Origin of the sequence: Mesorhizobium sp. M2A.F.Ca.ET.043.05.1.1 (assembly GCF_003952445.1) — a bacterium.
Lineage (GTDB): Bacteria > Pseudomonadota > Alphaproteobacteria > Rhizobiales > Rhizobiaceae > Mesorhizobium.
Genome location: NZ_CP034446.1, coordinates 2,093,655 through 2,105,774 on the forward strand (window position 1 = coordinate 2,093,655; position 12,120 = coordinate 2,105,774).

Annotated in this window: 14 protein-coding genes; 7 read left to right on the forward strand and 7 right to left on the reverse strand. The window is 63.7% G+C overall.

All coding sequences use genetic code 11. The features are described from left to right. Positions 1-74: 74 nt before the first annotated feature. Positions 75-764 carry an isoprenylcysteine carboxylmethyltransferase family protein gene (locus EJ069_RS10115; protein WP_189476257.1) on the reverse strand — a complete coding sequence of 230 codons (690 nt, stop codon included), beginning with the start codon at positions 762-764 and terminating at the stop codon, positions 75-77. Between EJ069_RS10115 and EJ069_RS10120 the strand changes: the two genes are divergently transcribed. Together EJ069_RS10120 and hemB are read left to right on the forward strand one after the other, a co-directional pair. After that, the gene (locus EJ069_RS10120) at positions 754-1,536 is read left to right on the forward strand and encodes a DUF2066 domain-containing protein (RefSeq protein ID WP_245456493.1); all 783 of its coding nucleotides are present in this window, start codon (positions 754-756) and stop codon (positions 1,534-1,536) included. The genes EJ069_RS10115 and EJ069_RS10120 overlap by 11 nt on opposite strands. A gap of 259 nt (positions 1,537-1,795) precedes the next feature. Further along, entirely contained in the window at positions 1,796-2,827 is a 1,032-nt protein-coding gene (gene hemB, locus EJ069_RS10125; protein ID WP_126061148.1) for a porphobilinogen synthase, read from the forward strand. A 39-nt stretch (positions 2,828-2,866) separates the two neighbouring features. On the opposite strand, the gene EJ069_RS10130 is transcribed toward hemB, so the two are convergent. After that, positions 2,867-3,565: a glutathione S-transferase family protein gene (locus EJ069_RS10130; RefSeq protein WP_126061149.1), complete on the reverse strand. Its 699-nt coding sequence runs from the start codon at positions 3,563-3,565 to the stop codon at positions 2,867-2,869. A 108-nt stretch (positions 3,566-3,673) separates the two neighbouring features. On the opposite strand from EJ069_RS10130, the gene phaZ reads away from it, so the two are divergent. Together phaZ and EJ069_RS10140 are read left to right on the forward strand one after the other, a co-directional pair. Then, the gene (gene phaZ, locus EJ069_RS10135; RefSeq protein WP_126061150.1) at positions 3,674-4,882 is read left to right on the forward strand and encodes a polyhydroxyalkanoate depolymerase; all 1,209 of its coding nucleotides are present in this window, start codon (positions 3,674-3,676) and stop codon (positions 4,880-4,882) included. Between the two features lie 181 nt (positions 4,883-5,063). After that, positions 5,064-5,708, forward strand: a complete 645-nt coding sequence (locus EJ069_RS10140) for a dihydrofolate reductase family protein (protein WP_126061151.1) — start codon at positions 5,064-5,066, stop codon at positions 5,706-5,708. Between the two features lie 206 nt (positions 5,709-5,914). Here EJ069_RS10140 and ppk2 read toward each other — a convergent pair whose 3' ends face one another. Continuing rightward, positions 5,915-6,835, reverse strand: coding sequence for a polyphosphate kinase 2 (gene ppk2, locus EJ069_RS10145; protein WP_042640102.1), 921 nt, complete (start codon positions 6,833-6,835; stop codon positions 5,915-5,917). 265 nt (positions 6,836-7,100) lie between these two features. Between ppk2 and EJ069_RS10150 the strand changes: the two genes are divergently transcribed. Beyond that, entirely contained in the window at positions 7,101-8,144 is a 1,044-nt protein-coding gene (locus EJ069_RS10150; RefSeq protein WP_126061152.1) for an aldo/keto reductase, read from the forward strand. A 3-nt stretch (positions 8,145-8,147) separates the two neighbouring features. Here EJ069_RS10150 and EJ069_RS10155 read toward each other — a convergent pair whose 3' ends face one another. Both EJ069_RS10155 and EJ069_RS10160 read right to left on the reverse strand, forming a co-directional pair. Then, complete coding sequence (locus EJ069_RS10155; protein WP_126061153.1) at positions 8,148-9,119, reverse strand: glycosyl transferase family 90; 972 nt, start codon at positions 9,117-9,119, stop codon at positions 8,148-8,150. Positions 9,120-9,234: 115 nt separating this feature from the next. Further along, the gene (locus tag EJ069_RS10160) at positions 9,235-9,900 is read right to left on the reverse strand and encodes a GntR family transcriptional regulator (RefSeq protein ID WP_126064678.1); all 666 of its coding nucleotides are present in this window, start codon (positions 9,898-9,900) and stop codon (positions 9,235-9,237) included. A gap of 115 nt (positions 9,901-10,015) precedes the next feature. On the opposite strand from EJ069_RS10160, the gene EJ069_RS10165 reads away from it, so the two are divergent. Together EJ069_RS10165 and EJ069_RS10170 are read left to right on the forward strand one after the other, a co-directional pair. Beyond that, positions 10,016-11,263, forward strand: coding sequence for an MFS transporter (locus EJ069_RS10165; protein ID WP_126061154.1), 1,248 nt, complete (start codon positions 10,016-10,018; stop codon positions 11,261-11,263). Positions 11,264-11,298: 35 nt separating this feature from the next. Then, positions 11,299-11,673 (forward strand): DUF423 domain-containing protein, encoded by a 375-nt coding sequence (locus EJ069_RS10170; RefSeq protein WP_126061155.1) that lies wholly within the window; start codon positions 11,299-11,301, stop codon positions 11,671-11,673. A gap of 15 nt (positions 11,674-11,688) precedes the next feature. Here the strand turns inward: EJ069_RS10170 and EJ069_RS32690 are convergent, their stop codons facing one another. Then, positions 11,689-11,826, reverse strand: a complete 138-nt coding sequence (locus tag EJ069_RS32690; RefSeq protein ID WP_189476260.1) for a hypothetical protein — start codon at positions 11,824-11,826, stop codon at positions 11,689-11,691. Positions 11,827-11,884: 58 nt separating this feature from the next. Continuing rightward, the gene (locus EJ069_RS32695) at positions 11,885-12,028 is read right to left on the reverse strand and encodes a hypothetical protein (RefSeq protein ID WP_189476263.1); all 144 of its coding nucleotides are present in this window, start codon (positions 12,026-12,028) and stop codon (positions 11,885-11,887) included. Positions 12,029-12,120: the final 92 nt, after the last annotated feature.

Genomic DNA, 12,120 nt, shown 5'->3' on the forward strand with positions numbered 1-12,120 from the left:
AAGTGCTAAGCGGCGACCGGGCCAACGTCAATTGTCGAGTACCGGGGACAGGCCGCGCCTCTTGCGCGGGCAGACTACCAGACGAACGGGATAAGCGCGTTCGTGCGGCGCGCATAATCGGGGAACTCGTCGGGAAATTGCCGCGCCAGAAGCCGATCCTCGGCACCGACCCTCCAGATGAAAATCGCCCCGAGCAGGATCAACAGAAAGACGAAGGGGCCGCCGACCACGATCACCGAGCCGATACAGGCGAGCAGGCCGCCCGTGTACATGGGATGACGCAGGCGACTGTATGGACCGGACCTTACCAGCTCATGCTCCTGCTTGGCCGAAACGGTTTGACTCCAGTTGCGGCCGAGAGCCTGCCGCGCCCAGACCAGCAGCGCCATGCCCGCGACGGTGATGGCGGCGCCGATGCCGCCCAGGACCGTGCCGACGGGTGCGAAGTTGACGAAGTCGAAAATCGGCAGCCGCGGCAGCAGGAAGGCGGCGATGATGGCAAACATCAAGCCGAAGCTCTGCAACAGATGCGGTTCGGTGTCCCGCTTCACGCCAATCGCCTGAACGGTCAGGAAGATGATCAGCATAACCCAGGCGGCATAGATGAACCAGATGAAGGCCATGCCCTTGCTCCTTCGGTTAGCCGGCAATCTGCCTTGGCCACCGTGCGCGCCCGGTGCTAGAAAATGGGCATCGTGAACCGGACGGCAAGCCATGCCCGGATTTTCTCGCCTCGCGGCCATGGTGATCGGCATGATCGCCATCTGTTTCGTCTGTCGCCCCGTCATCGCCGCGACGCCCGCCGAGCTTTACCAGGCGCAAACGATCGTCACCGGAACCGGAGACGTGAACCGGCAGATCGGTTTCAAGGATTGCCTCGACAAGGTGCTGGTCAAGGTCTCGGGCGATCAGCGGCTGACGCAGAAGACGCAGATGCTGGCGCTGCGCGAGAAGGCGGCCGATTTCGTCCAGTCCTTCCGCTACCGCGACCGGCTCGAAGGCATTCCGATCCATGACGAGCAAGGCACGCATGACCGACCGCATGACCTGACCTGCCTCTACAAGCCTGCTGTGGTCGACAAGCTGCTGGCGCAGCTCGGCAGCAGGCCCTGGCCCGGCGAGCGGCCGCCAATCGCCGTCTTCATGACCGCCGAGCAGGGCGCGCGGCATTTCGTGCTGACGCAAGACGAGCAGCGCGGCAACGCGATGCGCGAATCCTTCGCCAATGCCGCCGGTCCGCTGCTGATGCGCGTCACCTTTCCAAAGGCCGGGCAGCTTGGCGGGCTCGATGAGAAGGCGCTTTCCGAAGCCGATATGGCAAGGCTCGACAAGCTCGCGAAAAAAGCGGGAGCGGCCCGGGCGCTCGCCGGCAGCATCGTGTGGAGCGACAAGGAGCTTGGCTGGATCGCCGACTGGCGGCTGGCCGATCGCGGCAAGACCTATCGCTGGCAGGCGCGCGGCGTCAGCTTCGACGAGGCCTTCCGGGTCGCGATCAGGGGCGCGGCGCAGATACTGTCGGGGCACGGGCAGCCTTGAGGTTCCTCGCCCCACGCAGTGGGGAGAGGTGGCTCGGCGAAGCCGAGACGGAGAGGGGAGCACCGGTTCCGTCGGCAAAGTGCCTCGTATTGGAAGACTTTCCGTCCTACGAAGGCCCCCTCTCCGTCCGCTTCGCGGACACCTCTCCCCCGCCTTGGCGGGGGCGAGGAACCACGGGCTTCGTCCCTGGCACAATCGTGTCGCATTGGTCAGTGGCCAAGACGCGTGGTAAAAGCCGGCGCAAAAGAGAGTTTCGGCCATGAACAAATTCACCCCTGCAAAGCCTGCCGGCGCGCGCAGCGTCGACGAGATCACCGGCAGCCGGCGGCTCAGGCGTATGCGCAAGGCCGACTGGTCGCGCCGCCTGGTGCAGGAGAACCAGCTTTCGGTCAACGACCTGATCTGGCCGATCTTCGTCGTCGACGGCAAGAACATACGCGAGCCGATTGCCGCCATGCCGGACGTCTATCGGCTCTCCATCGATCTCGCAGTGAGGGAAGCCGAGCGCGCCGCCAGGCTCGGCATTCCGGCGATCGCCACCTTCCCCAATGTCGAGCTTGCGCTGCGCGACCAGACCGGCTCGCATATCCTCGACCCGGACAATGTCATCAACCGCGCCACGCGCGCCATCAAGGACGCGGTGCCGGAAATCGGCATCATCACCGATGCCGCGCTCGACCCGTTCACCAGCCACGGCCATGACGGCATCCTGCGCGACGGCATCATCGTCAATGACGAGACGGTGGAGCAGGTCGCGGCCGCGGCCGTCATCCAGGCCGCCGCCGGCGCCGACATCATCGCGCCGTCCGACATGATGGACGGCCGCATCGGCGCCATCCGCGACGCGCTCGACGCCAACGGGTTCCAGGACGTGGCGATCATGTCCTATGCGACCAAGTTCGCCTCCGCCTTCTACGGCCCCTATCGCGAGGCGGTCGGCACCGCCGGCCTGCTCAAGGGCGACAAGAAGACCTATTACATCGACCACGCCAATTCCGACGAGGCGGTGCGCGAGGCCGAGCAGGACCTCGTCGAGGGCGCCGACATGCTGATGGTGAAGCCGGGGCTCCCCTATCTCGACATCATCCGCCGGCTGAAGGACGAGCTGCAGATGCCAACCTTCGCCTATCAGGTGTCGGGCGAGTATTCGATGATCAAGGCAGCTGCAGCCAATGGCTGGATCGACGGCGAGAAGGCGATGCTGGAATCGCTGCTTTCGCTGAAGCGCGCCGGCTGCGACGGCGTGCTGACCTATTTCGCGCCGACCGTGGCGGAGATGCTGAGGGGGTAAGCCGCCAAACCGGCAAGCAGCGGCGCCACTGACCAGCCTTCAGAATTCCACGTCGAGCTCGACGATCTCCTCTGGCTCGGCGAGCGCGCCTTCGGTCCATTCCCGCATCAGCGGCCAGGCAAAGACCGTCTCGCAGTAGGCGGCGAGCGGAGCCTCAAGGTCAACCGCATAGGTGCGGAAGCGGGTGCAGACCGGAGCATACATAGCATCGGCCATGGTGGGCCATGCCCCGAACAGCCACGGCCCGCCATAGGTCGCCAGGCATTCCGACCAGATCGCCTTGATCCGCTCCACGTCGGGACGCGCGCCGGAAAAGATCTTGAAGCTCTTGTGCCTCGCCTTGAGGTTCATCGGCAGTGCCGAGCGCAGGTTGTGGAATCCCGAATGCATTTCGCCCGACACCGCGCGGCAATGGGCGCGCGCCACGCGCTCGGCTGGCAGCAGGCCGGCGCCCGGCATCGTCTCAGCAAGGTATTCGGCGATGGCCAGCGTATCCCATACGGTAACGCCGTCATGCGTCAGCCGAGGAACCAACACCGACGGCGACAGCAGCAGCAATTCCTGCCGCTGCTCCGGATCATCGATGTCGACGCGCTTCTCCTCGAATTCCAAACCGGCCATGCGGCACAGCAGCCAGCCGCGAAGCGACCAGGACGAGTAGTTCTTCGACGAGATCGTCAACGTCGCCTTTGTCGCGCCTTCCGGCCTCGCCGCAACCGCTTTCGCCGCCTTGGCCATGTCGTGGAACCTCCAAGCCTTTCGCCGGCAATAATCCTCTCGCAATGCAAAATAAATTGCACTAGCTTTTTTGCACTGCACGATGGGCTGTCAGCGGAACGTGGCGCAATGCTTTACCAGGCCTACCAGCTCCAGGACGACCTCATAGCTCCGGCGCGCATTCTTGCCGAACTGTTGGGTTCCGCGACGGCCGGGATGGCGCTCGGCGACGCCGCCAAACGGCGCATCGCGGCCGGGCTGGAGATGATCACCCGTTTCAGGCTCACCCACACGCGGCCCGATTTCGGCATCGAAACTGTCAGGGTCGGCAACCGCGAGGTGCCGGTCGCCGTCGAAACGGCGCTCGCCCTGCCCTTCGGCAAACTGCTGCGTTTTGCCAAGGACATCGACGCCCGCCAGCCGAAGGTCATGGTGGTCGCGCCCCTGTCGGGACATTTCTCGACGCTGCTGCGCGGCACGGTGGAGACGCTCCTGGCCGACCACGAGGTCTATGTCACCGACTGGGCGAATGCCCGCGACGTGCCGCTTTCGGCTGGCAGCTTCGGCGTGGACGACTATGTCGACTACCTCATCCGTTTTCTGGAGGCGATCGGCCCGGGGGCGCATATCCTGGCGGTCTGCCAGCCCTGCGTCCAGGCGCTCGCCGCCGTCGCCGTCATGTCCGAAGACAGGCATCCGGCAACGCCGCGCTCGATGACGCTGATGGCGGGGCCGATCGACCCGCGCGAAAGCCCGACCGAGGTCAACGAATTCGCCGTCAGCAAGTCGCTGGCCTGGTTCCAGAGCTACGTCATCTCGCATGTGCCTTTCCGCCACCCGGGCGGCGGGCGGCGGGTGTATCCGGGCTTCCTGCAGCTCACCGCCTTCATGGCCATGAACAGCGACCGCCACGTCACAGCGCATCGCAAGCTCCATGAGCATCTGGCGGCCGGCGAGACCGCCGAAGCCGAGAAGATCAAGACTTTCTACGACGAGTATTTCGCGGTGCTCGACCTCACCGAGGAATTCTATCTCGAAACCATCGACCGGGTGTTCCAGAAGGCGGAGCTTGCCACAGGCGCGTTCACCTTCCGCGGCAGCAAGGTCGATCCCGGCGCGATCCGCAACACGGCGCTGCTCACCGTAGAGGGCGGACGCGACGACATATGCGCGCTGGGCCAGACCTCGGCGGCGCATGATCTGTGCCGCTCGCTGCGCCCACATCTGAAGCGGCATCACCTGCAGGCCAATGTCGGCCATTACGGCGTCTTCAACGGCAAACGCTGGGAACGCGAAATCTATCCCGTGGTGCGCAACCTCATCCTGGCGATGGAATAGCGGGACGCGCGGACGAACGAACCGGCGCGCCATGGCCGCCCGCTTTTCCGAGTCAGATCCATAAACCGAAACCGGGATCATGCCGCCGGGCGCGATGCCGCTGCCTATCCGCTTGCAATTCGCAATCGGTCAAGCTATCAGTTGACCGATTGCAAATCACAACTGGATCAGGAGGCCTATGATGTCCAGGCTGCGCGTCAACGCTTTCACCCTGTCGCTGGACGGTTACGGCGCCGGTCCCGATCAGAGCCTCGAGAACCCGCTCGGCGTGGGCGGCGAAGATCTGCACAAGTGGATGATCAAGACCCGCTCGTTTTACCAGATGATCGGCAAGGAAGGCGGAACGACCGATACGGATGACGATTTTGCGGTGCGCAGCTTCGAGAATGTCGGCGCCTGGATCCTCGGCCGCAACATGTTCGCGCCGAGCCGTGGTCCGTGGCCGGACGACAACTGGAAAGGCTGGTGGGGTCCCAACCCGCCCTACCACGTGCCGACCTTTATTTTGACGCATCACAAGCGCGCGCCGATCGAGATGGAAGGCGGGACGACGTTCTATTTCGTCACCGACGGCATCCACTCAGCGCTCGAACAGGCGAAGGCAGCCGCCGGCGGCAAGGATGTGCGCGTCGGCGGCGGCGTCTCGACCGTCCGGCAGTATCTGCAGGAGAAGCTCATCGACGAGATGCATCTGGCAGTCTCGCCGCTCCTGCTCGGCTCGGGCGAGCATTTGTTCGCCGGACTCGACATGCTGAAGCTGGGATACCGTTGCACCGGGCAGGTGGCGACCGCCGATGCGACGCATGTGATGATCGGGCGGGTGTAATTACAGCTCTTTCTCCCCGTCACTATACGGGGAGAAATGCCCGGCAGGGCAATGAGGGGCAGCGCTGCCGGTCGGAAATTAGCGATAAGCTATCCATGGTCTTTGGGCCCACGCTGCGAATTGAAGGTCAATCACCGAAGCCGGCGCTGCCCCTCATCCGCCCTTCGGGCACCTTCTCCCCGTGGAACGGGGAGAAGGAAAGCGCCTCAATACTTCTCCGGCACGTAAAGCTCTCGCGGCAGCACTTGGCGCTCGTAAGACGGGTTGAAGACGCGCTCCGGCAGCGTGATCTCCTCGTGCGGAACCTCCTCATACGGCACCTGCTGCAGCAGATGGTCGATGCAGTTCAGCCGCGCGCGCTTCTTGTCGTTGCCCTCGACGATGAACCAGGGCGCCTCCTTGATGTTGGTGCGGGCGAAGGTCTCTTCCTTGGCCTTGGTGTACTGCTCCCAGCGCACGCGCGACTGCAGGTCCATCGGCGACAGCTTCCACTGCTTCATCGGGTCGTGGATGCGCATCAGGAAGCGCATCTGCTGTTCCTCGTCGGTGATCGAGAACCAGTATTTCACCAGCGTGATGCCGGAGCGGACCAGCATGCGCTCGAATTCCGGCACGTCGCGGAAAAACTCCTCGACCTGATCCGCGTTGGCAAACCCCATCACCCGCTCGACGCCGGAGCGGTTGTACCAGGAGCGGTCGAACAGCACGATCTCGCCGCCCGCGGGGAGATGCGGCACGTAGCGTTGGAAATACCATTGCGACTTTTCGCGTTCGGTCGGCGCCGGCAATGCCACCACGCGGGCGATGCGGGGGTTGAGCCGCTGCGTGATGCGCTTGATGACGCCCCCCTTGCCGGCGGAATCGCGGCCCTCGAAGATCACCACCAGCTTCTTCTTATGGTAGGCGACCCAGGACTGCAGCTTGATCAGTTCGGACTGGAGCCTCAGCAGCTCGCGAAAGTAGGTCATCCGCTCGATGGAAGGCGGATGCGACTTCTTGTAGATCTTGGCGATCTCGAGCGAGAGCGCCGGTTCGGAAATCTCCAGCTCATAGTCTTCGTCGAGCGTGTCCTCGAGCTCGGCTTCCAGCCAGTCCTTCGCCCCGGAATTCGATTTCACTTCATTCATCGCGCAGCTCCGTCGCCTGTCAGCCATCATCGCTTCGAAATGCGCCGCGGCTCCGGACGGACATTCCTTAAGCCGACTGAGATACAGAGGCGCAGTGACGGTTTTATTGCAATCGGCCGGCAACGAGGATCGATATAGAAGATATGTGATCGATCCGTATCGATAGCGAGGCGACAAACCGCCCGATTTGTCCTACAAATCCCCTCGTCTCTTTTTTCGGTGCCGGCCACGGCGCTTCTTCAAACCAAAATCGCGAGGATCCGACATGGAATACCGCACCCTTGGCCGTTCCGGCCTGAAGGTTTCGACATTGACCCTCGGCACAATGACCTTCGGCGGCACGGGCCCGTTCGCCGCCGTCGGCAACTCCGATCTTTCGGAAGCCAGGCGCATCATCGACACCTGCATCGATGCCGGCATCAACCTCATCGACACGGCAAACGTCTATTCCAACGGGCTCTCGGAGGAGATCATCGGCGAGGCGCTTGGCGGCAAGCGCAAGAACGACGTGCTGATCGCGTCCAAGGCGCGCATGCGCATCGGCGCCGGTCCGAATGACGAGGGCCTGTCGCGCCACCATCTGATCCGCGAATGCGAAAAGAGCCTGAAGAGGCTCAGGACCGACGTCATCGACGTCTATTTCGTTCACCAGTGGGACGGGCTCACCCCGGTCGAGGAGACGATCGCGGCGCTCGACACTTTGATCAACCAGGGCAAGATCCGTTACATCGGTTGCTCCAACTGGTCGGGCTGGCAGGTGATGAAGGCTCTTGCCGTCAGCGACAGCCGCCATCAGGCCCGTTTCGTCACCCAGCAGATCCATTACACGCTGGAAGCACGCGAGGCCGAATACGAATTGCTGCCGATCTCGGTCGACCAGGGCCTCGGCGTGCTGGTCTGGAGTCCGCTGGCGGGCGGCCTGCTCTCCGGCAAATATCATCGCGACAGCCCGACCGCGCGCCAGCTCGGCGGCTGGAGGGAACCGCCGATCCGCGACGAGGACCGGCTGTGGCGCATCGTCGACGTGCTCTCCGACATCGGCAAGGCGCGCGGCATTTCAGGGGCGCAGGTCGCGCTGGCCTGGCTGCTCGGCCGTCCGGCCGTAAGCTCGCTGGTGATCGGCGCACGCAACGAGACGCAGCTCAAGGACAACCTCGCCGCCGCCAGCCTGTCGCTCTCCGAAGAAGAGCGCCAGCGCCTTGACGCGGTCAGCCGGCCGCCGGTGCTTTATCCCTACTGGCACCAGCAGTTCACCGCCAGGGACCGGTTCGGGCCGGCCGACAAGGTGCTCGACCGCTCGCACGCCTAACAGTCAGTCGGCGATAAAGCGCCAGACTTCCGGATCGGGCTTTATCTGCCCGCTCAGCACGAAGTATTTATAGAGGACGAGCAGCGAGATCGCCTGCTCGTCCTGTTCATTGCCGAATTGGCGGCAATAGGCGTTGGCGGCAGCAGTTATCCGCGCCGCCTCGGCGGGATGCTTTTCGAAATAGGCCACCTTGTCGACAAGGTCGGAGAAATCAGGCTCGAGCGGCACGTAATGGATATTGGGCTCCACCTTGGCTTCCGCAAACCAGGTTTCGTAGGTCGGCTCCGGCATCAGGCAGAGCGAATTGGAGCTCATGATCCATTTCAGATTCGTCGCGACGTCATTGCCTTCGAGCGAGACGATATAGCGATACTGCCGCTGCTGCTCGATGTTCAGGAACGGCTTGCGGTATCCGTCCGGCGCGTCGGGCTTGTGGGAACCCGCGTCGCAAAACGGCAGGTCAGCGGCCTTTTCCACGAAGCGGGTGCGAAGCGGATTGTTGAGATGCCCCCGCCAGACCACCATCGGCCGCTTGTCGGCGAAAGACAGCTTGTCGGGCGGCATGTAGAAGTGGCGGAACTTGTTCAGCTTCATCAGCACGCCGTTGGCGTTGTCGTCGCCGATGGGCCGGTCCTTGACGATCCTCGGCACCTCCGGAATGCCGACGACATCGCCATATTCGAATTCGATCAGCAGGCCAGGATCGAAATAGCGGGCGAATTCCTTGAGGTCGTAATAATACATGCTGGAAGCGGACGGCAGCTTGCCGACGGCCACGGCGTCGGCACTTGGCACGAACGGCTGTTCCAGCTTGTTGTAGTAGTTCAGACGCTCGCGAACGGTCTTGCCTGAAAGCCTGGCTTGGTCGAGCCGGCTGGCCAGGCGGCCGCGGAACAGGGACTGCGGTGCGCGGTCACGCGCGAAATTGCGCGCATAGTAGAACAGCTTTGCGGCGGTTCGAGCGAGTGTGGCCATGCGTCCGCGAGTTCAGCAAGATGGTCAATGGTAGTCAGCCTTCATCCCCCTCGTCTCCTACAGCATTCTCCCGGCCATGTTGCAAGCCTGCTAATGCGAATGGCCACACGAGACTTTACGCTGCGACGACCGCGAACCCTCTTGCGCGCAGACCGCGCCGATCATCATGCAGCGAGGTGACCAGCCGATCGCGGCTGCCGGCGATGTGAGCGGAAAGCAGCTGAGCCGCTTGCTCGGCGTCGCCGCTCCTGACGGCGGCGAGGATGGCGTGGTGTTCGGCCCAGGCGCGGCCGAGCGCCTTTTCATCCCGCACCTCCAGCCAGCGCGCTCGCGACAGCCTCGTCATCGCATCGCGCACGGCCCTCAATAGGAACTCGTTGCCGGAAAGCCTTGCCAGCTCGATGTGGAAATCCAGGCCGACGCGATGCCACTCCTCGCGCGGCGTCTCGGCATCGCAGGAATCGAGCATCGCCGCTATCACATCGATGCCGCCACGGTCTTCGAGCGTCGCCGTCAGGCGTACCGCGGCGACCTCGACCGCCTCGCGGTAGACGGCGATCTGTCCGAGCTCCGCGAGGTTGATCGGCGCGACAGTCCAGCCGCGGCCGTCGCGGCCGATCAGGCCTTCCGTTTCCAGGCGCAGAAGCGCCGCCCGCACCGGCGTGCGCGAAGCGCCGAACCGGCTCTCGATCCAACGCTCGGTCAAACGTTCGCCCGGGCCGATCTCCAGCCCGAGGATCATCTCGCGAAGCTGCCTTTCGACATTCTGCATCTGCGACATTGTCGGTCCGATCTTCAAAGCCGCATTGACAGCGGCAAAGGCAAGGTTCATGACGAATACCGGTTTGGTATCCCAAATTGGTATCCATAACAATCCCAGCATTGGCAAGCGTGACATGACGCCCAACGAAACCGGACAAAGCGGCTTCAACATCCATTGGCGACGCAACCTCGCCGTCTGCTTCGCTGGCTCGTTCAGCACACTCATCGCCATGACGCTGCTTCTTCCGTTCCTGCCGCTCTACGTCGAGCAGCTCGGCGCCGAAGGCCACGCGGCGATCGTGCAGTGGTCGGGCATCGCTTACGGCGCGACCTTCTTCGCGGCCGCGCTGGTGGCGCCCTTGTGGGGCCGGCTGGGCGACCGCTACGGCCGCAAGCTGATGCTGGTGCGCGCTTCGTTCGGCATGGCGATCTGCATGTCGCTGACCGGCATGGTTGAGAGCGTGTGGCAGTTGGTGCTGCTGCGGCTGCTCATCGGCTTTGCCGGCGGCTATTCCTCGGGCTCGACGATCCTGGTGGCGATGCAGACGCCGAAGGAGCGCTCGGGCTGGGCGCTGGGCGTGCTGGCGGCGGGCATCACCGCCGGCTCGCTGATCGGGCCGCTGCTGGGTGGCCTGCTGCCGCCGCTGATCGGTATCCGCGCGACTTTCCTGCTCTCCGGCGCCGTCATCTTCCTGGCGTTTCTGGCGACGACTTTCCTGATCAAGGAGAATCCGCCGGTGCCGAAGCCCGCCTCGGCGGCGAAGCCGAAAAGCGGCTGGTCGCAGATCCCCGACAAGCGGCCGATCGTAGCCATGCTGGCAACGGGCATGCTGCTCGCCTTCGCCACCATGTCAATCGAGCCGATCATCACCATCTATGTGCAGCAGTTCGTCGAGGACCAGAGCAAGGTGACCATGGTCGCCGGCGTCGTCATGTCGGCAGCCGCGCTCGGCACCATTCTGTCCTCGTCCTGGCTGGGCAAGCTCGCCGACCGCGTCGGCCACTGGAACGTCGTAGTCGGCGCCCTCGCCGTCTCGGCCTTGCTGCTTATTCCGCAAGCCTTCGTCACCAATGGCTGGCAATTGATTGGCCTGCGCTTCCTGATGGGCCTGGCGCTGGGCGGATTGTTGCCCTGCATCACCAGCGTCATCCGGCACAATATCCCCGACGGGATCGGCGGCAACGTGCTTGGCCTGGCAATCTCAGCGCAATATGTCGGCCAGGTCGCGGGGCCGCTGTCGGGCGGCTTTGTCGGTGGCCATTTCGGCATGCGCTCGGTGTTTCTGGGCACAGCGGTGCTGATGGCGCTGGGTGCTGCCTACAACTGGATTGTCCAATCGAGGCGGGCGCGGCATATGCTGATCGAGGCAGGCGAGTCTTGATCGGCCTTCCGCCCAACCGCCATGGAGCATCCAGGATGAGCCTCACCGGGCAAGCATCAGACAGCGGAAGCCGCGTCCTCGTGCTGGCAGCCGGCCTCGTCGGCGCGGCGGGCGTGGCGTTGTCGGCCGCCGCCGCGCATCGCGGCGGCGCCTTTACCGGCACTGCCGCCAATTTCCTCCTGATGCATGCGCCGGCTTTACTTGCCATCGGCCTTGCCGGCGGCAACCGTTGCCTCAGGATCGCCAGCCTCGCCCTGCTCGCGGGCCTGCTGCTGTTCTGCGGCGACCTGCTCGCCCGCGACTTTCTAGGCTCGCGGCTGTTCCCGATGTCGGCGCCGATCGGCGGCACCTTGCTGATCGTCGGCTGGGCGGCGATCGCCGTCACGGCGGTGTGGCGCCCTCGGCATTAGGCTATTTCTCAGCGCCTATTTTCGGCCGGCTCGCCGCTTGCGCTCGCGCGCAGGCAGTTCGTCATGGCGGGTCCGCTCAGGCTGCTCGGTCCCGGGCGTGATGCCCCAATAGTTGCGGTAGATGTCCTGAAACAGATGACCAATCGGATGCATGATGCTTCTCCTTGGGTTTGAATCGATCCAATGTACGGGTGCGAAAAATGGCTGCGACTCAGCCGCGTTTACGCTCTACGAGGAAGCGCGGCTTGCGGCGCCAGGGACTCGACCTGCCTCGCCGCTTCTCGCTGACAGCGGCCGAAGCGATGCTCCAGTCGTTGCGGTAGATGTCCTCGAACAAATAGCTCACCGGATGCATGGCATCCTCCTGTCGAAATTCGCTCCACCATGGAGCACGGAACTTGGATCGATTCAAAACATAGACTTCTTTTGCCCACCGTCAACCGAAAT

Bases quoted from the DNA above. Each gene is read 5' to 3' on its own strand.
- EJ069_RS10165 (WP_126061154.1), top strand. From the start codon at position 10,016: ATGACGCCCAACGAAACCGGACAAAGCGGCTTCAACATCCATTGGCGA.
- phaZ (WP_126061150.1), top strand. From the start codon at position 3,674: ATGCTTTACCAGGCCTACCAGCTCCAGGACGACCTCATAGCTCCGGCG.
- hemB (WP_126061148.1), top strand. From the start codon at position 1,796: ATGAACAAATTCACCCCTGCAAAGCCTGCCGGCGCGCGCAGCGTCGAC.
- EJ069_RS10140 (WP_126061151.1), top strand. From the start codon at position 5,064: ATGTCCAGGCTGCGCGTCAACGCTTTCACCCTGTCGCTGGACGGTTAC.
- EJ069_RS32690 (WP_189476260.1), bottom strand. From the start codon at position 11,826: ATGCATCCGATTGGTCATCTGTTTCAGGACATCTACCGCAACTATTGG.
- EJ069_RS10130 (WP_126061149.1), bottom strand. From the start codon at position 3,565: ATGGCCAAGGCGGCGAAAGCGGTTGCGGCGAGGCCGGAAGGCGCGACA.
- ppk2 (WP_042640102.1), bottom strand. From the start codon at position 6,835: ATGAATGAAGTGAAATCGAATTCCGGGGCGAAGGACTGGCTGGAAGCC.
- EJ069_RS10155 (WP_126061153.1), bottom strand. From the start codon at position 9,119: ATGGCCACACTCGCTCGAACCGCCGCAAAGCTGTTCTACTATGCGCGC.
- EJ069_RS32695 (WP_189476263.1), bottom strand. From the start codon at position 12,028: ATGCATCCGGTGAGCTATTTGTTCGAGGACATCTACCGCAACGACTGG.
- EJ069_RS10170 (WP_126061155.1), top strand. From the start codon at position 11,299: ATGAGCCTCACCGGGCAAGCATCAGACAGCGGAAGCCGCGTCCTCGTG.
- EJ069_RS10120 (WP_245456493.1), top strand. From the start codon at position 754: ATGATCGCCATCTGTTTCGTCTGTCGCCCCGTCATCGCCGCGACGCCC.
- EJ069_RS10115 (WP_189476257.1), bottom strand. From the start codon at position 764: ATGGCGATCATGCCGATCACCATGGCCGCGAGGCGAGAAAATCCGGGC.
- EJ069_RS10150 (WP_126061152.1), top strand. From the start codon at position 7,101: ATGGAATACCGCACCCTTGGCCGTTCCGGCCTGAAGGTTTCGACATTG.
- EJ069_RS10160 (WP_126064678.1), bottom strand. From the start codon at position 9,900: ATGTCGCAGATGCAGAATGTCGAAAGGCAGCTTCGCGAGATGATCCTC.